The organism is Geodermatophilus sp. SYSU D00079 (assembly GCF_054050635.1).
On record NZ_JBJGZS010000024.1, the window covers coordinates 49,981 to 65,768 of the forward strand.

The 15,788-nt window shown below is 76.3% G+C and carries 18 protein-coding genes, 1 tRNA gene and 1 riboswitch; of the genes, 12 read left to right on the forward strand and 7 right to left on the reverse strand.

Features of this window, described 5'->3' with window-relative positions; all coding sequences use genetic code 11:
- Window positions 1-6: 6 nt before the first annotated feature.
- Entirely contained in the window at window positions 7-555 is a 549-nt protein-coding gene (locus ACI79E_RS17600; protein WP_456933857.1) for a pirin family protein, read from the reverse strand.
- A complete protein-coding gene (locus ACI79E_RS17605; RefSeq protein ID WP_456933858.1) occupies window positions 552-1,241 on the reverse strand; it encodes a phosphatase PAP2 family protein in 690 nt (229 codons plus the stop codon). The genes ACI79E_RS17600 and ACI79E_RS17605 overlap by 4 nt, the downstream gene beginning before the upstream one ends.
- 72 nt (window positions 1,242-1,313) lie before the next feature.
- Between ACI79E_RS17605 and ACI79E_RS17610 the strand changes: the two genes are divergently transcribed.
- The 6 genes from ACI79E_RS17610 (at window position 1,314) to ACI79E_RS17635 (ending at window position 7,926) form a co-directional block, all read left to right on the forward strand.
- The gene (locus tag ACI79E_RS17610; protein ID WP_456933859.1) at window positions 1,314-2,489 is read left to right on the forward strand and encodes a PucR family transcriptional regulator; all 1,176 of its coding nucleotides are present in this window, start codon (window positions 1,314-1,316) and stop codon (window positions 2,487-2,489) included.
- Between the two features lie 149 nt (window positions 2,490-2,638).
- On the forward strand, window positions 2,639-3,841 hold the full coding sequence (locus ACI79E_RS17615; RefSeq protein ID WP_456933860.1) for an acyltransferase domain-containing protein: 1,203 nt from the start codon (window positions 2,639-2,641) through the stop codon (window positions 3,839-3,841).
- Complete coding sequence (locus ACI79E_RS17620; RefSeq protein WP_456933861.1) at window positions 3,838-4,806, forward strand: beta-ketoacyl-ACP synthase III; 969 nt, start codon at window positions 3,838-3,840, stop codon at window positions 4,804-4,806. Before ACI79E_RS17615 ends, ACI79E_RS17620 begins: the two co-directional genes overlap by 4 nt.
- A gap of 75 nt (window positions 4,807-4,881) precedes the next feature.
- Window positions 4,882-5,121 (forward strand): acyl carrier protein, encoded by a 240-nt coding sequence (locus ACI79E_RS17625; RefSeq protein ID WP_456849652.1) that lies wholly within the window; start codon window positions 4,882-4,884, stop codon window positions 5,119-5,121.
- A 53-nt stretch (window positions 5,122-5,174) separates the two neighbouring features.
- Window positions 5,175-6,416 carry a beta-ketoacyl-[acyl-carrier-protein] synthase family protein gene (locus ACI79E_RS17630; RefSeq protein WP_456933862.1) on the forward strand — a complete coding sequence of 414 codons (1,242 nt, stop codon included), beginning with the start codon at window positions 5,175-5,177 and terminating at the stop codon, window positions 6,414-6,416.
- A gap of 97 nt (window positions 6,417-6,513) precedes the next feature.
- Window positions 6,514-7,926 (forward strand): acyl-CoA carboxylase subunit beta, encoded by a 1,413-nt coding sequence (locus tag ACI79E_RS17635; protein WP_456933863.1) that lies wholly within the window; start codon window positions 6,514-6,516, stop codon window positions 7,924-7,926.
- Between the two features lie 176 nt (window positions 7,927-8,102).
- Here ACI79E_RS17635 and ACI79E_RS17640 read toward each other — a convergent pair whose 3' ends face one another.
- Both ACI79E_RS17640 and ACI79E_RS17645 read right to left on the reverse strand, forming a co-directional pair.
- Window positions 8,103-8,603 (reverse strand): DUF3145 domain-containing protein, encoded by a 501-nt coding sequence (locus tag ACI79E_RS17640; protein ID WP_456933864.1) that lies wholly within the window; start codon window positions 8,601-8,603, stop codon window positions 8,103-8,105.
- Between the two features lie 372 nt (window positions 8,604-8,975).
- Window positions 8,976-9,230, reverse strand: coding sequence for a hypothetical protein (locus ACI79E_RS17645; protein ID WP_456933865.1), 255 nt, complete (start codon window positions 9,228-9,230; stop codon window positions 8,976-8,978).
- A 92-nt stretch (window positions 9,231-9,322) separates the two neighbouring features.
- Here ACI79E_RS17645 and ACI79E_RS17650 point away from each other — a divergent pair, with 92 nt between their 5' ends.
- Window positions 9,323-10,216, forward strand: a complete 894-nt coding sequence (locus ACI79E_RS17650; RefSeq protein ID WP_456933866.1) for a maleylpyruvate isomerase family mycothiol-dependent enzyme — start codon at window positions 9,323-9,325, stop codon at window positions 10,214-10,216.
- Between the two features lie 55 nt (window positions 10,217-10,271).
- On the opposite strand, the gene ACI79E_RS17655 is transcribed toward ACI79E_RS17650, so the two are convergent.
- Complete coding sequence (locus ACI79E_RS17655) at window positions 10,272-11,474, reverse strand: M23 family metallopeptidase (RefSeq protein ID WP_456933867.1); 1,203 nt, start codon at window positions 11,472-11,474, stop codon at window positions 10,272-10,274.
- 15 nt (window positions 11,475-11,489) lie between these two features.
- A riboswitch (cyclic di-AMP (ydaO/yuaA leader) is annotated at window positions 11,490-11,638 on the reverse strand.
- A gap of 395 nt (window positions 11,639-12,033) precedes the next feature.
- Here ACI79E_RS17655 and pstS point away from each other — a divergent pair.
- Window positions 12,034-13,134, forward strand: a complete 1,101-nt coding sequence (gene pstS, locus ACI79E_RS17660; protein WP_456933868.1) for a phosphate ABC transporter substrate-binding protein PstS — start codon at window positions 12,034-12,036, stop codon at window positions 13,132-13,134.
- 46 nt (window positions 13,135-13,180) lie between these two features.
- A tRNA-Ile gene (locus ACI79E_RS17665) sits at window positions 13,181-13,254 on the forward strand.
- 82 nt (window positions 13,255-13,336) lie between these two features.
- On the opposite strand, the gene ACI79E_RS17670 is transcribed toward ACI79E_RS17665, so the two are convergent.
- Window positions 13,337-13,696, reverse strand: coding sequence for a hypothetical protein (locus ACI79E_RS17670; RefSeq protein WP_456933869.1), 360 nt, complete (start codon window positions 13,694-13,696; stop codon window positions 13,337-13,339).
- A 288-nt stretch (window positions 13,697-13,984) separates the two neighbouring features.
- Between ACI79E_RS17670 and ACI79E_RS17675 the strand changes: the two genes are divergently transcribed.
- Genes ACI79E_RS17675 through ACI79E_RS17685 form a run of 3 tightly spaced genes read left to right on the forward strand, consistent with a single transcriptional unit; the run spans window position 13,985 to window position 15,398 of the window.
- The gene (locus tag ACI79E_RS17675) at window positions 13,985-14,209 is read left to right on the forward strand and encodes a helix-turn-helix transcriptional regulator (protein ID WP_456933870.1); all 225 of its coding nucleotides are present in this window, start codon (window positions 13,985-13,987) and stop codon (window positions 14,207-14,209) included.
- Window positions 14,199-14,627, forward strand: a complete 429-nt coding sequence (locus tag ACI79E_RS17680; protein WP_456933871.1) for a hypothetical protein — start codon at window positions 14,199-14,201, stop codon at window positions 14,625-14,627. The genes ACI79E_RS17675 and ACI79E_RS17680 overlap by 11 nt, the downstream gene beginning before the upstream one ends.
- A gap of 12 nt (window positions 14,628-14,639) precedes the next feature.
- Window positions 14,640-15,398, forward strand: a complete 759-nt coding sequence (locus ACI79E_RS17685) for an alpha/beta fold hydrolase (RefSeq protein ID WP_456933872.1) — start codon at window positions 14,640-14,642, stop codon at window positions 15,396-15,398.
- 4 nt (window positions 15,399-15,402) lie between these two features.
- On the opposite strand, the gene ACI79E_RS17690 is transcribed toward ACI79E_RS17685, so the two are convergent.
- Complete coding sequence (locus ACI79E_RS17690; RefSeq protein ID WP_456933873.1) at window positions 15,403-15,660, reverse strand: hypothetical protein; 258 nt, start codon at window positions 15,658-15,660, stop codon at window positions 15,403-15,405.
- Window positions 15,661-15,788 lie beyond the last annotated feature (128 nt).

Here is a 15,788-nt window from a genome sequence, read left to right on the forward strand (position 1 = left end):
GCCGGTTCAGTCCGAGGCCCAGACGGGCCGGCCCGCGTCCAGCTCCCAGACGAGCACGGTGCCCGGGCCCGCGACCCGGCCGCCGTCCTGGCGCCCGACCCGCGTGCCCGCCGGGCCGGCCAGGACGAGCAGCCCGGCCGGCACCTCGACGGCGCCGTCCGCGGGAGCGTGGCCGACCCACAGCCGCGCGTCCGGGCGGTCCAGGTCGACCCAGCCGGCGGGCGCCGTGCGCACCTCATGGCCGGGGGCGGTGTCGGGCCGGGCGCTGCGCAGGTAGGTCTGCAGCACCCGCGCACCCGCGTCCCCGGCCACCTCGTCGTGCTCGAGGCCGGTACCCGCGCGCAGCACGGCGACGTCGCCGGCGGTCATGAGCGCGCCGCTGCCCCACCCGTGGCGCAGGGTCCCCTCGAGGACGACGGCCACGACGTCGACCGCCCGGTGGGGGTGCCGCCCGTAGCCGGCGCCCGGCGCGAGGCGGTCGTCGGCCAACCGCAGCAGCGGCCCCAGCGAGCCGTCGTCCGGGTCGAGCAGCACCTCGGACCGCAGACCCGTCACGACGCCTCCCGGGGCGGCAGGGCGGCCCGGCCACCGGGCAGCGCGTCGAAGGCCAGGGCCACCGCGAGCGTCCACGCCCCGCCCAGCGCCAGGCCCCCGACCACGTCGGAGAGGAAGTGCACGCCCAGCCACATCCGGGTCAGCCCGACCAGGACGGCGAGCGCGACGCCGGCGGCCAGGGCGGGGCGGCGCCACCTCGGGGCCAGCCGCGGCCAGGCCAGGACCAGGGCGACGGTGACGAGTGTGGCGATGCCGGAGGAGTGCCCGCTGGGATAGCTCAGCCCCTCGTAGCCGGCACCGCCGTTCTCGAACGCCGGGCGCACCCGGCCCACGAGCTCCTTGAGCCCGGCGGTCAGCGGGCCGACGACGACGTTGGCGGTGACCACCCACGCCGCGGTCCGCCACGCCCGCCGGGTGCCCAGCCAGAACAGCACCGGGAGGGACACCAGCACCCGGAACCAGGCGACCCCGGGGGTGGTCAGCACCTCCAACAGCACGTCGAGGGCGCGCGAGCGGTCGTCGCCGGCGTAGAGCGCCCGGCTCACCGCCTCGTCGAGCCGGACCTGCGGGGCGAAGCCGACCAGCACACCCGCGCCCAGCAGGCCCACCACGCCGACCCCGGCCCCGGACGCGGCGAGGGCACGGCCGCGCAGCGCCGTCGTCCCCACCCGCCGGAGCACGTCCACCGCCCCACTGTCCCCGACCCCGCGCCCCGGGACGACACGGGTCCCGTCGGCGCCGCGTGACAGGGTGGGGACGTGTCCGACCGGGGAACCCGCCCACCCTCCGCCGCCACGCTGCGGCGGCTGGAGCGCGCCTCGGGGTCGCTGGCCACCCGCGCCGTCGCCCGCATGGACGACGTCCTGCCGTGGTTCCGCACCATGCCCGCCGACCAGCGCTCGTGGGTGATGCTCGTGGCGCAGGCGGGCATCGCCTCGCTGGTGGAGTGGTGCCGCACGCCCACCCGGCCGCCGCGGCTCACCGGCGAGGTCTTCGGCGCCGCCCCCCGCGAGCTGGCGCGGGTGGTGCCCCTCAAGCACACGGTCGACCTCATCAAGGTGACCGTCGAGGTGATGGACGACTTCGTGGAGTCCGTCGCCGAGCCCGGCGACGCCGACGCGCTGCGTCTGGCGGTGCTGCAGTTCAGCCGCGAGGTCGCCTTCGCCACCGCGCACGTCTACGCCAGCTTCGCCGAGAGCCGCGGCGCCTGGGACGCCCGCCTGGAGGCCCTCGTGGTCGACGCCCTGGTGCGCGGGGAGCGGTCCGAGGAGCTGTCCGGGCGGGCGTCGGCGCTGGGCTGGGCGGCGATGAGCCCGGTCACCGTGCTGGTCGGCTCCGCCCCGGCGGCCGGTGACGCGCACGGCGCCGCGCGCCGGGCCGCCCGGCAGCTGCGCAGCGAGGTGCTGGTCGGCGTGCACGCCGACCAGCTCGTCGTCGTGCTGGGCGGGGCGGAGCAGCTGGAGGCGGTGGCCGAGCGGGTCAGCGACGAGTTCGGCCCCGGCCCGGTCGTGATGGGGCCGGTCGTCGACTCCCTCAGCCGGGCCGGTGACTCCGCGGCCGCCGCCCTGGCCGGTCTGCGGGCGGCGCCCGCCTGGCCCGGGGCGCCGCGGCCCGTGCCGGCCGACGCCCTGCTGCCCGAACGGGCCCTGGACGGCGACCCCGTGGCGCGGGCCACGCTGCAGGAGCGGGTCGCGCTGCCCCTGCAGGGCGCCGGCGGCGAGGTGCTGGAGACGGTGCGCGCGGTCCTCGCCAGCGGCGGCAACCTGGAGGCCAGCGCCCGCGCGCTGTTCGTCCACCCCAACACCGTGCGGTACCGCCTCAGGCGGGCCATGGAGCTGACCGGGCTGTCCGCGACCGACGCGCGCGGCGGCTGGACGCTGCAGGTCGCGCTGGCCCTCGCCGCCCTCGACCAGGAGCGCTCGCTGTGGCACTGAGATCCCCCGGACAGTGTGGTTCCCACCACCGCCACTCGACGAACGCGCCCGGGACGCCGCATCTGTTGTAGGAACCCTCCAAAGAGCACCGGTGTGCTTTCGTGCCGCTCGCCACCACGCGCGACCCCGATGTCTGACACGGTGAGGAGGTGCTGGCCGTCCTCGCCCCCGGACAGGGTGCGCAGAAACCCGGGATGCTGACCGACTGGCTGGAGCTGCCGGGCGCAGAGTCCTTCTTCCGCTGGGCCGGCGCCATCGCCGGCGCCGACCTCCTCGAGCTCGGCACCACCGGCGACGCCGAGGCCATCAAGGACACCGCGGTCACCCAGCCGCTCGTGGTCGCGATGAGCCTGTTCATCGCCCGGGAGCTCGGCGGCCTGCCCGGCCCGGTGGCGCACACCCCGCAGGCCGGCCGCGACGTCGTCATCACCGGGCACAGCGTCGGAGAGCTGACGGCGGCCGCCCTCGCCGGCGTGTTGAGCGTGGAGGCGGCGATCGCGCTGACCGCCGTCCGCGGGCGGGCGATGGCCGCCGCGTGCGCGCAGACCCCCACCGGGATGTCCGCCGTCCTCGGGGGCGACCCCGACGAGGTGGCCGCGAAGCTCGCCGAGCACGGCCTGGTGGCGGCCAACATGAACGGTGGCGGCCAGGTCGTGGCCGCCGGTCCGCTGGAGGGCCTGGCTGCGCTCAAGGCCGACCCGCCGGCCAAGGCGCGCGTCATGCCGCTGTCGGTGGCCGGCGCCTTCCACACCGAGTACATGGCCTCCGCGCGCGCCGAGCTCGAGGGCCTCGTCGGCGGCCTGCGCCCGGCCGACCCGAGCCGGCTGCTGCTGTCCAACGCCGACGGCGCCGCGGTGACCTCCGGCGCCGAGGCCCTGGCCCGGCTGGTCAGCCAGGTCACCAGCCCGGTCCGCTTCGACGCCTGCCTGGACACCATGCGCGAGCTGGGCGTCACCGCGGTCATCGAGCTGCCCCCCGCCGGGGCCCTGGCCGGCCTGGCCAAGCGGCAGTGGAAGGGCGCCGACGTCGAGGTCCTCGCCGTCGCCGGCCCGGCCGACCTCGACCGCGCCCGCGAGCTCATCGCCGCCGAGCGCGGCCGGGCCGAGGCCGAGCACCTGCCCGACTGGCGGGTCGTCGTCTCCCCGGTGCGCGGCACGGTCAGCCCGGCGGAGGTGGCCGAGGGCACCCGCCTGCCGGCCGGCACCCCGCTCGGTCTGGTGCGCAGCCGCCGCGAGGAGGTCAACGTCTCAGCCGGGTACGACGGGGTACTCGCCGAGTGGCTCGTGCAGGACGGCGACCTGGTCGATGCAGGAGACCCGATCGCCCGGCTCTACCCGGAAGGTGCGGAATGACCGCCATCACGTTGCGGAACGGCGCGCCGGGCGCGCGACTGCTGGGCCTGGGCGCCTACCGGCCACGCCGGCGGGTCACCAACGACGAGCTCGCCCAGACGATGGACACCAACGACGAGTGGATCCGCACCCGGGTCGGCATCGCCGAGCGGCGCTGGGCCTCGGAGGACGAGACGCTCGTCGACATGGCCGTGGCCGCCGGCGGCAAGGCGCTGGCGGACGCGGGGCTCTCCCCCGACCAGGTGGACCTGGTCATCGTGGCCAGCGCCAGCCTGCGCGCGCCGATCCCCGGCATCGGCCCCCAGGTGGCCTACCGGCTGGGCGTGCCCCGGCCGGGCTCCTTCGACCTCAACGCCGGCTGTGCGGGCTTCTGCTACGCCCTCGGCGTGGCCGCCGACGCCATCCGCACCGGATCGGCGCGGCACGCCCTGGTGGTCGGCGTCGAGCGGCTCACCGACGTCACCGACCTCACCGACCGGTCGACCGCGGTGATCTTCGCCGACGGGGCCGGCGCCGCCGTCCTGGGCCCGGCCGACGAGCCGGCCGTCGGCCCGGTCGTGTGGGGCAGCGACGGCGACCAGCACAACGCCATCGAGATCGCGGCGGGCAGCTCGACGATGACCATGGCCGGCCAGGCCGTGTACCGCTGGGCCACGACCCGGCTCACCGACACCCTCGTCGAGGCCATGGAGGCCGCCGGCGTCGGCCCGCAGGACATCGACGTCTTTGCCCCGCACCAGGCCAACCTGCGCATCGTGGAGTCGATGACCAAGCGACTGGGGTTCGGGGAGCGGACCGTCGTCGCCCGCGACGTCGTCCAGTCCGGCAACACCTCGGCGGCCTCGATCCCCCTGGCGCTGACCGCGCTGCTGGAGTCCGGCCAGGCCAAGAGCGGTGACCTCGCGCTCGTCCTGGGCTACGGCGCCGGGCTGACCTTCGCCGGTCAGGTGTTCCGCCTGCCCTGACGGGCACCCACCAAGCACCGGGCCACCAGGGCCCGACGGCGGGACCCCCGCCCCACCCGAGAGAGAGGACCCCGCGTGAGCGAGGACATCCAGACCGGTCTGGCCGAGATCCTGGAGGAGGTCGCCGGCGTCGCTCCTGCCGACGCCACCCCCGAGAAGTCGTTCACGGAGGACCTCGACGTCGACTCCCTGTCGATGGTCGAGATCGCCACCGCGGTCGAGGACAAGTTCGGCGTCGCCATCCCCGACGACGAGCTCGGCAACATCAAGACCGTCGGCGACGCGATCAGCTACATCCAGAAGAACCAGGGCTGAAGCCGCTCCCGGCTGCCCCGGCCCCCGGCCGCACGTCCCAGGAGGAACCCGTCATGAGCACGTCAGTCGGCGACGTCGTCGTCACCGGACTCGGTGCCACCACGCCGCTCGGCGGCGACGTCGCCAGCACCTGGGACGCTCTGCTGGCCGGGCGGTCGGGGGTCCGTCGCCTCGAGGACGAGTGGGTCAAGGAGTTCCCGGCCCAGCTGGCCGCGACCCTGCCCACCGACCCCGCCGAGCAGCTCGACCGGGTGCGCGCCCGGCGGCTGGACCGCAGCCAGCAGGTGGCCGTGGTCGCCGCCGAGGAGGCGTGGCGCGACTCCGGCGCCGCCAACGCGGGCGTCGCCCCCGAGCGGGTCGCCGTCGTCTTCGGCACCGGCATCGGTGGGGCGCTGACCCTGCTCGGCCAGGACGACGTCCTGGAGCAGAAGGGCCCCAAGCGGGTCTCCCCCTTCACCATCCCCATGCTCATGCCCAACGGCCCGGCCGCGGCGGTCGGGCTGTCCATCGGCGCCAAGGGCGGCGTGCACGCACCGGTCAGCGCGTGCGCCTCCGGCGCCGAGGCGATCCGCTGGGGCCTGGACCTGCTGCGCTTCGACCGCGCCGACGTCGTCCTGGTCGGCGGCGCCGAGGCCGTCGTCCACCCGCTGCCGATGGCCGGCTTCGCCGCCATGCGGGCGATGAGCACCCGCAACGACGAGCCCGAGCGCGCCTCCCGGCCCTTCGACAAGGCCCGCGACGGCTTCGTCCTCGGGGAGGGCGCGGCCGCGCTCGTGCTCGAGCGGGCCGACGCCGCCGCCGCCCGGGGCGCCCGCGTCCACGCCCGGCTGGCCGGCGCCGGCGCGACGGCCGACGGCTACGACCTCGTCGCCCCGCACCCCGAGGGCGAGGGGGCCGGCCGGGCGATCGCCGCCGCGATCCGCGACGCCGGCCTCACCCCGGCCGACATCGGCCACGTCAACGCCCACGCCACCTCCACGCCCGTGGGCGACACCGCGGAGGCGGCCGCGATCCGCAACACGATCGGCGAGCACGTCCTGGTCACGGCCACCAAGAGCCAGACCGGGCACCTGCTGGGCGCCGCGGGTGCCCTCGAGTCGGTCTTCACGATCCTCGCCCTGCGCGAGCAGGTCGTGCCGGCCACGGCCAACCTCGACGACCCGGACGACGACGCCGCCGTCCAGGCCCTCGACATCGTGCGCCGCGAGCCGCGGCGCGCCCAGCTCTCCGCCGCGGTCAACGACTCCTTCGGCTTCGGCGGCCACAACATCGCGCTGGTGTTCACCACCGCCTGAGCAGCCCCGCCCTCCCGACTGCACCGGCCCCGGCCCGGGGCCGGTGCAGCGATGACGCCTGCCCAGAACCGCCCGCGCCCGAGGCCCCGGAGGTCCCGTGACAGTCCTGTCCGCCGCTCCCGTCCCCACCGCACCGGACCCGCGCGACCCGGCCGACCGCCTCCAGCGGTTCTTCGACGCGGGCTCCATGACGCCGCTGCGACCGCGGGACACCTCCGGCGTCCTGGCCGCCCGCGGCACCGTCGCCGGCAGCCCGGCGATCGCCTACTGCACCGACGCGACTGTCATGGGCGGCGCCATGGGCCTGGACGGCTGCCGGCACGTCGTCGACGCGATCGACACCGCGCTGCGCGAGCGGGCGCCGGTGGTGGGCATCTGGCACTCCGGCGGCGCCCGGCTGGCCGAGGGCGTCACCGCGCTGCACGCCGTCGGGGAGGTGTTCGAGGCGATGGTGCGGGCCTCCGGTCGGGTCCCGCAGATCTCCGTGGTCCTCGGGCCGGCCGCCGGGGGCGCGGCCTACGGCCCCGCACTGACCGACCTGGTGGTCATGGGCCCGGCCGGGCGGGTGTTCGTCACCGGCCCGGACGTCGTCCGGTCGGTCACCGGTGAGGACGTCGACATGGAGCGGCTCGGTGGGCCGGACACCCACGGCCGGCGCAGCGGCGTCGTCCACGTGGTCACCGAGACCGAGCAGGCCGCGCTCGACACCGCCCGGGAGGCGGTCGCCCTGCTCGCCGCGCAGGGGTCCCTCGCCCCGGCCGAGGCCGAGCCGAACGTCGACCTGCGCGCCCTGCTGCCCGAGAAGCCGAACCGCGCCTACGACGTGAAGCCGCTCGTGGCCGCGGTGCTCGACGGGCCCGGCCTGGAGCTGCACCCGCGCTGGGCGCCGAACATCGTCACCACGCTGGGCCGGCTGGCCGGGCGGACCGTGGGCGTGGTCGCCAACAACCCGCTGCGGCTGGGCGGCTGCCTGGACTCCGCCTCGGCGGAGAAGGCCGCCCGCTTCGTGCGCATGTGCGACGCCTTCGGCGTGCCGCTGGTGGTGCTGGTCGACGTCCCCGGCTACCTGCCCGGCGTCGGCCAGGAGTGGGACGGCGTGGTGCGACGCGGCGCCAAGCTGCTGCACGCCTTCGCCGAGGCCGTCGTCCCGCGGGTGACGCTGGTGACCCGCAAGTCCTACGGCGGGGCCTACATCGCGATGAACGCCCGGTCGCTGGGGGCGACGGCGGTGTTCGCCTGGCCCGGCGCGGAGGTCGCCGTCATGGGCGCCAAGGCGGCCGTCGGCATCCTGCACCGCAAGGAGCTGGCCGCCGCCCCGCCCGGTGAACGCGAGGCGCTGCACGCCCGGCTGGCCGCCGAGCACGAGCGGATCGCCGGCGGGGTGGACCGGGCGCTGCAGATCGGGGTCGTCGACGAGGTCGTCGAGCCCACCCGCACCCGCCGCCGGCTGGTCGCCGCCCTCGCGGCGGCGCCACCCGGCCGCGGGGCCCACGGCAACATCCCGCTGTAGCGGGAACGCCACAGGGCCCGGCACCCCTGGTGGGGGGCCGGGCCCTGTGGTGGGGCTCGTGGTCGTCCGGACGCCGCTTCCCCGACGACGTCCGGACGACCGGCCTCAGCCTACGACGAGCGCGCGGGTCGCACCGGGCCGTCGTAGTCGGATCGTGATGTGGGACCCCGTCCTCGTCAGACGACCTGGTGCAGCCAGGTCACCGGCTGACCGTCCCCGGCGTGCCGGTAGACCTCGAGGTCGGCGTCCCAGGCGGCGCCGAGCAGCTCGTCCACCCCGTGCCGGAACGCCTCGATGGAGGTCGCGGTGGCGGCCAGGTGACGCAGCTGCTGCTCGGTGACGATGAGGTCCCCGTTGGCGCTGGTCGGCGCGCGGTAGACCCCGTGGCCGGGCACGTACGACATGCGCTCGCCGTCGTTGCCGTAGCTGGCTTCCTCGGTCACCTCGAAGCGGAGCATCGGCCACGCGCGCAGCGCAGCGACCAGCTTCGCCCCCGTGCCCGGGGCGCCGGTCCAGGCGACCTCGGCACGGTAGGAACCGTGTGCCGCGGGCTGGTCGGCCCACGACAGGGAGACCGGCGCGCCGATGACGCGTTCCAGCGCCCACTCGACGTGCTGGCAGAGCGCCTTCGGGCACGCGTGCACGAAGACGACACCCTGGGTAGACCGTCGTTGCACGGGGTACCTCCATCGACTCGATCGGTCTCGTCTTCCCCAACGGACGATCGATTCGGTGACAGGCTGTGTTCGACGGTGGTGGACCAGGGGCCCAGGAACAGTTTGCACGATGGTCACCCCATCGCGCCAGTGCGGATGGGGCTGATGGGTCACATGTGACGGAAGGTCACGACAGCGGCCACTACGCGCTGGTCAGCGGCCATAGCACGGTGACGACGCGCCCGTCCACCGTGCCGTCGTCTCCTCCTACGCCTGCGACCCGGCACACCGCAAGCCCTTCGCGACGGCCGCCGGGACCCGCTCAGCGAGACCGCCCGGTCCTCACCCAGCGTAGTGGCGGACACCGGTGTGCATGGGTGCGACACCCGCGGTTCACGCACCCAGGGTGGCCTGCAGGTCCTCCCGCGGGACCACCCGCGTGGCCCGGAACGGCGCGCCCTCCACCCCCGGCTCGGTCCAGTCGACGTCCACCACCTGCCCGGCGCGGAGGGCGCCGCCGGACGGGCCGTCGACGACCGACGCGTCCACCCAGCAGCCCCCGGGCAGGTCCGGGGCCTCCACGAGGCCGGCCCTCCGGGCGTCGTCCCAGCGGATCACCGTGCCGCGGGTCGTGCCGCTGCGTGTCATGGCCCCAGGCTGACGGGGACCGGGCCCGGCGGACAAGACGGCCGCGCGCGGCGAGGCGTACCGGGCGGGACCCCCGGGGTACCGGCCGGGCCATGCTGCGATCCCAGGGGATGGCCGACGCGGGGCGGGACGAGGTCGCCGGGCTGGTCCTGCCGGCGTGGGACGCCTTCCTCGCCCAGGCCGAGGCGGTGGACCTCGACCGGTCCTCCCGGCTGCCCGGGTGGCGGGCCCACGAGATCTGCGTCCACCTCGGCTGCTGGGCCGACCACGCGGCGCTCGCGGACCTCGTGGCGTCCGCGCGGGCGGGGGGCGCGGGGACCCCGCCGGAGGTGGATGCGACCAACGCGCGGGTCACCGCCGCCCACCGGGACGCGACACGGGAGGAGGTGCTGGCCGCGCTGCGCCGCAACCGGGACGCCACCGCCCGCTACCTGGCCGAGGAGCCCGTCGAGCTGGACACCGCACCGGCGGTCGCGGTCGTGGGCACGCTGCCCCTGCTCAGCGTCGTCCTCGGGCAGGCGTACGAGCTGGCCGTGCACGGCCTGGACCTGGCCGCGTGCGGCGCCCCGCCGGTGCCCGGCCCGGTGCTGCAGGCCGGCCTCGCGGCCCTGGCCGACGTCACCGGCGCCCTGTCCGCGTCCGTCGGCATCACCGGCGGGGCGACCCTGGCGACGCCGGAGGGGGGCTGGGCGTTCACCGCCGACCCCACCGGCTGGACGGTGCGGCGGGTGGCCCCCGGATCGCCCCGGGGCACCGCCGTGGAGGCCCCGGCGGACCTGCTGCTCGAGGCCGCCTCCGGACGGGTCAACCCCGTGGCGGCCCTGGCCCGGCGGCGGCTGCGGGTGCACGAGCTCGGCGGCCTGCTGGCACTGGCGCCGGTCGTGCAGGTCGCGCCGGGCATCCCCGGCGGGCCGATCCTGCAACTGGCCGCGCAGACCCTGGGCGGCGTCGGCGGCCTGCTCGGCCGGCTGCGGGGCCGCCGCTGAGAGCACGACGGTTCCCGACCGCCGGGGCTGGGGGCCGTCGTGGGGTCAGCTCAGGTCAGCACCCGCCACCGAGGCTGATGCCGTGCTGGGCCAGCCACGGCATCGGGTTGACCCGGTCGGCGTAGAGGCCGCCCTGGTGCACCTCGAAGTGCAGGTGCGGCCCGGTGGACTGGCCGCGGTTGCCGACCTCGGCGATCTGCTGGCCCGCGGTGACCACCTGCCCGGCGGTGACGGAGAACGCGTTCACGTGGCCGTAGAGGGTGATCTGCCCGTCGGCGTGCTGCACGTACACGGCCAGGCCGAAGCCGCTGGCCGGACCGGCCTGGAGGACGACGCCGTCCTCCGGCACGTAGATCGGCGTGCCGATGGGGGCGGCGATGTCGATGCCCTGGTGCATGGTGCCCCAGCGGGCGCCGTAGCAGGAGGTGAGCCGGCCGGCGGTCGGCAGCGCGGCCGTGCCCTGGGCGCGGGCGTCGAGCCGGGCGTCGAAGGCGGCGGCGGGGTCGGCCGCACCCTGCGAGGCCAGCAGCCGCTCACCCGCGGCGCGGTACTGCGCGTCGAGCGCCGCCTTCTCCGCGGCGACGGCGTCGTACTCGGCCTGGGCCTCGGCGAGGTGGGCGGTGGCGGCCGCCTCGGCCTCGTCGGCGGCGCGGGCTGCCTCGTCGAGCCGGGTGACCGCGGCCCGCGCGGCCCGGTCGGCCTCCTCGACCCGCTGCTCGACGGCCAGGAACTCGGTCAGCCGCGCGGCACGCTGGGCACCGAGGACGTCCATCGTCGCGGCCTGCTGGAGCAGCTCGGTGGGGCTCTCGGCGTCGAGGATGAGCTCGATGTCGCCGTAGCGGTTGTCGGCGCCCATGTACGCCTCGCGGCCCAGCGTGGCGACGTCGTCCTCGGCGGTGGCGACGTCGGCCTGGGCGGTGGCCAGCTCGGCGGCGGTGGCGTCGGCCTGCGCCTGGGCCGTGGCCAGCTCGGCGCGGGCGACCAGGGCGGCGTCGGCGGCGGCCTCGGCCTCGACGGTCATCCGCTGCAGCTTCTCCTCGGCGGCGGTGACCAGTTGCTCGATGCGGGCGACCTCGGCGGCCAGGCCCTCCTGCTCGGAGGTCCCGGTGACGGCGGGCGCGGCGAGCGCGGCGGGGGTGCCGGCGAGCAGTCCGCCGACCACGGCGGCGACGACGACGGCCCGGCGGGGCGCGCGCAGCAGCCGGCGGGCCGACCCCCCGCGCGCAGGCAGGGTCCTCAGGTGGTGCAAGGTCGCCAAGGCGACGGTTCTCCCATCCTCGCGACCGCCTACCGAGTTAGCTGACGGGTTCGGGCCGGACGGCGCCCTACCCGCCTGCGCCCCCTGCGCAGGCAGGACTCACCCCAGTGGAACGGTGGGTCCCCGGTCCGCCGCGGCCCCTGAGGGACGTCGGCGGTTCGGCGGGGCCCGGCCGGTGCCCTCGTGTGTCGAGGAGCGGATGCCGGCTGGGCCGTCGGGAAAACTACTACGGGTGACCCCGTGCGGTCACGATCGAGTAACACCTCCGGTGCGCCTCCTTGCCCGGAGGGGTGACCTCCCGCTACGGCGCGTCACTGTGCAACCGCGGAGTGGTGATGGTCGCGGGGGGCGCCTCGCCTCACGGATTCCCCATGGCGACCTGCGCCGACGTCCTCCGCTCGTCCGGCGGACCGGCGCCCCACGCCTCCCCCGCCCCGTCGCCCGGCGTCGCGGATGAGATGTCGCCCACTTCTGGCCGATCCGCCCCGACGGGACCGACACCCTAGGGTCGGCGGCGACGCCCGGCGGCCGGCGCCCGGGCCGGGAGGGGAAGGCGCCCGTGTCTGCCCGGAGCAAGGTGGCCGCCGCGGTCGGCGCGGCGGCCGTGGTCGGCGCCGTGGTGGCGATCGCGAACTACGTGCCCCCCAACGAGCGCGGCGGCGACGGCGCGACGGGGGACCTCTCGGGCTCCCTCGTGGGTGCCGGGGCCAGCAGCCAGCAGGCCGCCATGCAGGGGTGGACGGCGGGGTACACGCGGGTGCAGCCGGGCGTGACCGTCGACTACGACCCGGTCGGCTCCGGGGGCGGCCGGGAGCAGTTCCTCGCCGGCGGCATCGACTTCGCCGGCTCCGACGCCCCACTGGACGACGACGAGCTGTCGCAGGCCGGGGAGCGGTGCGGGGCGGCGGGGGTCTTCGAACTGCCGAACTACATCGCCCCGATCGCCGTCGTCCACAACGTCCCCGGCGTCGACGGGCTCGACCTCTCCCCCACCACGCTGGCCGCCGTCTTCGCCGGCACGGTCTCCCGGTGGGACGACCCGGCGATCGCCGCGGACAACCCCGGCGTGCCGTTGCCCGCCACGCCGATCACGGCGGTGCACCGCAGCGACGAGTCGGGCACGACGCAGAACTTCACCGAGTACCTGGCCGCCGCCGGCGGCGGGGCGTGGCCGCACGAACCGGACGGCGAGTGGCCGGTCGCGGGCGGGGAGGCCGCACAGGGCAACTCCGGCGTCGTGGCGGCGGTGGCCGGCGGCCAGGGCACCATCGGCTACGCCGACCTCTCCCAGGCCGGCGACCTGGGGGTGGCGCGGATCGGCGTCGGCGGGGAGTTCGTGGCGCCGACGGCCGAGGCCGCAGCGGCCGTGGTCGAGGCCTCCACCACCCTGACGGGGCGCGGCGAGTACGACTTCGCCCTCGAGCTGGCACGGACGACGACCGGCAGCGGCCAGTACCCGATCGTGCTGGTCAGCTACCACGTGGGCTGCGTCGAGTACGAGGACGAGCAGACCGCCGAGCTCGTCGCCGACTTCATGGCCTACGTGGTGAGCGAGCGGGGCCAGGCCGCGGCCGCCGAGGTCGCGGGCTCCGCCCCGGTCTCCGCAGCCCTGCGCGAGCAGGCGATGACGGCGGTCGAGGCGATCCGCGGCCCGTCCTGACGGCGACGCCGGGCCCGGGCGCCCATCTGGCAGGCTGGGCACCACCGGGGCGGTAGCTCAGCCGGTCAGAGCACGGGACTCATAATCCCTGGGTCGTGGGTTCGAGCCCCACCCGCCCCACCGGTCAGGCCCCCAGGTCGGCGCCTCCGCCCGGCGGGCCTCGTCACGCTCCCCCGCGGACCCGCCCGGGACGGCCCTGGTCCTAGGGCGTCACGTTCGTCCACACGGTGCCGACGTTCTCCTCACCACCACCGTGAGCCGTCGCGAGCAGGCAGGCGCTCAGCGAGGTCCCCGACGCGGTGAAGGAGAAGGTCTGGCTCACGTCGCTCTGGGCGCCCAGGTGCACCGCCAGGGTGAACGGCCTCGACGTCCCCTCCTCCAGGAGGAAGAGGCCCTCGCCGCGGTTCAGCCGGTCCGCACCGTCCCGTGAGGTCACGGTGGCGTTGCCCGACACCTCTTCTCCCGGCTCGAACGTGGCGACGGTGAGCGTCTTCGGACACGTCGTGGTGACGACGGGCACCGTTCCGGCCGCGGCCGCCGGCGCGAGTACGACCACGGTCATCGCTGCTGCCGCGACCACCGGGATCGCCGTGCGGTGTCTCCTCAAGGCCATCGCCTCTCAGCGCTGCAGGGATCGTCACCCGACGCCGGCCTCGACCTCCTCTCGCGCTCGCGGTGGCACCGTTCGCGGGCGACAGGACGGGTCCGTCCTAGCACCGGCCCGGCGCGGCTGTCCAGGCCGTCCGCCGCGTGTGCGCCAACCGGGGGCGGTCAGGGGCTCGCACCCCTGCACACCCCTCCGCCGGTCAAGGACGCTTGACACCGGGCCGGGATGTCAAGCACGCTTGTCGTGACAAGCACACTTGACCCGCCCGAGGTGTCCGTGCAGAACGACGTCCGTGCGCTGCGGCTGGCTGCTGGGCTCTCCCAGCGGGAGCTGGCCTCGGCGCTGGAGGTCTCGCGGCAGACGGTCAACTCCATCGAGACCGGCCGCTACGACCCCTCGCTCCCCCTGGCCATCGCCATCGCCCGCCACTTCCACCGCACCGTCGAGGAGATCTTCCATGTCGACTGACCGACGCACCGGCACGCAGACGGCGCTGGCGCTCGCCGCCGTCCTCGCGATGGTGGCGCTCGTCATCGCCACGGGGCTGCTGCTGCGGGAGCACGCGCCGGGGAACATGGGCCTGGGCTTCCTGCAGGGCGCCGCGGTGGCGCTGGTCGCGGTCGCCGTGATGGCGTGGCGGGTGCGCCGGCGCCCGGAGGCGACCACGAGCTTCGAGCGGGCGTGGACCCAGTCCGGTGACGAGCGGGACGACGCCGTCCTCACCCGTGCCCTCGCCGTCCTCGGTCTGCTCGCCCTGCCGCTGACCGGTGCCGCCGGGATCGCCATCGGACTGGGCGCCCGGGTGGAGGTGGTGCTGGCGTTGCTGCTCTTCGCGCAGGTCGCGGTGGGCGCGACCGCCTTCGCGGTGGTCAGCCGCCGGAGCTGACGGAGGTCGGTCGTGTCGCTGCACGCGGGAGCCACCGGCTCGCCGGGGGCGCCGGCGATCGTGTTCCTGCACGGCATCGGGGTGAGCAGCTGGATGTGGTGGCAGCAGCTGCCCGCGTTCGCCGACCACCTCTGCCTCCCGGTGGACCTGCCGGCGCACGGCCGCAGCCGCGACGTCCCGTGGACCTCCCTCGGCGACGCCGCCGACCGGGTCGCCGCACTCGTCCGCGCCCGGACGGCGGACGGGCGGGCGCACGTCGTCGGGCTCTCCCTCGGCGGGCAGGTCGCCCTGGTCCTGCTGGAGCGCCATCCCGACGTCGTCGTGCGGGCGGTCGTCAGCGGGGTCACCACCGAGCCGTGGCCGCACCGCTGGCTGCTGTCCCCGCAGGCGTGGCTGACGGCCCGGCAGCTGCGCAGCGGGCGCCTCGCCGACGCCCGGGCCCGCGCGCTGGGTCTGCCGCCACGGCTGCGCGCGGCCCTCACCGAGGACGTGTCCGCGATGGACCCGCGGACCCACCGCCGCATCACCGCCGAGGTGGCCGGCTACGCCCTCCCCCGCTCCCTAGGCACGGCGCCGACACTGGCGCTGGCGGGCGGCCGGGAGTCGGCGCTGGTCCGCCGGGCCGTCGAGACCATCCCGGCCGTCCTGCCCGCCGCCGTGGGCCGGGTCGTGCCCGGGGTGGGTCACGCCTGGAACGTCGAGGCCCCCGACCGGTTCACCGCGACCGTGCGCGCCTGGGTCGAGGGCTCGCCGCTCCCGCCCGACAGCTGACCGGTCAGCGTGCGGCCAGCGCGTCCCGGAGCGCCTCGGCGAAGCGGTCGACGTCCCCCTCGGAGTTGTAGAAGTGCGGGGAGACCCGGACCTGGCCCAGCTTCTCCACGACGTGGACGCCGCGCCGGCGCAGCTGGTCGACCACGGCCGCCGGCTCGTCGATGCCGAAGCTGACGATCCCGGCCCGGGCGCCGGGCGGCGTCGTCGGCACGATGCCCAGGTCGCGCAGCGCGTCGACGACCCGCTGGGCGAGGGCGTCCACCCGCCCGTGGATCCGGGGCCAGCCGACGCCGTCGAGGTGGGCCAGCGTCGCGTCCAGGACGTAGAGGCCGGGGTAGTTCGGATCCGCGTACTCGAACGCCGTGCTCGGCGGCGGGTTGCGGTAACCGC

Coding starts and splice junctions, on each gene's coding strand:
- ACI79E_RS17670 (WP_456933869.1), bottom strand. CDS start 13,696: ATGACCGTGGTCGTACTCGCGCCGGCGGCCGCGGCCGGAACGGTGCCC.
- ACI79E_RS17645 (WP_456933865.1), bottom strand. CDS start 9,230: ATGACACGCAGCGGCACGACCCGCGGCACGGTGATCCGCTGGGACGAC.
- ACI79E_RS17620 (WP_456933861.1), top strand. CDS start 3,838: ATGACCGCCATCACGTTGCGGAACGGCGCGCCGGGCGCGCGACTGCTG.
- ACI79E_RS17680 (WP_456933871.1), top strand. CDS start 14,199: ATGTCGACTGACCGACGCACCGGCACGCAGACGGCGCTGGCGCTCGCC.
- ACI79E_RS17630 (WP_456933862.1), top strand. CDS start 5,175: ATGAGCACGTCAGTCGGCGACGTCGTCGTCACCGGACTCGGTGCCACC.
- ACI79E_RS17650 (WP_456933866.1), top strand. CDS start 9,323: ATGCTGCGATCCCAGGGGATGGCCGACGCGGGGCGGGACGAGGTCGCC.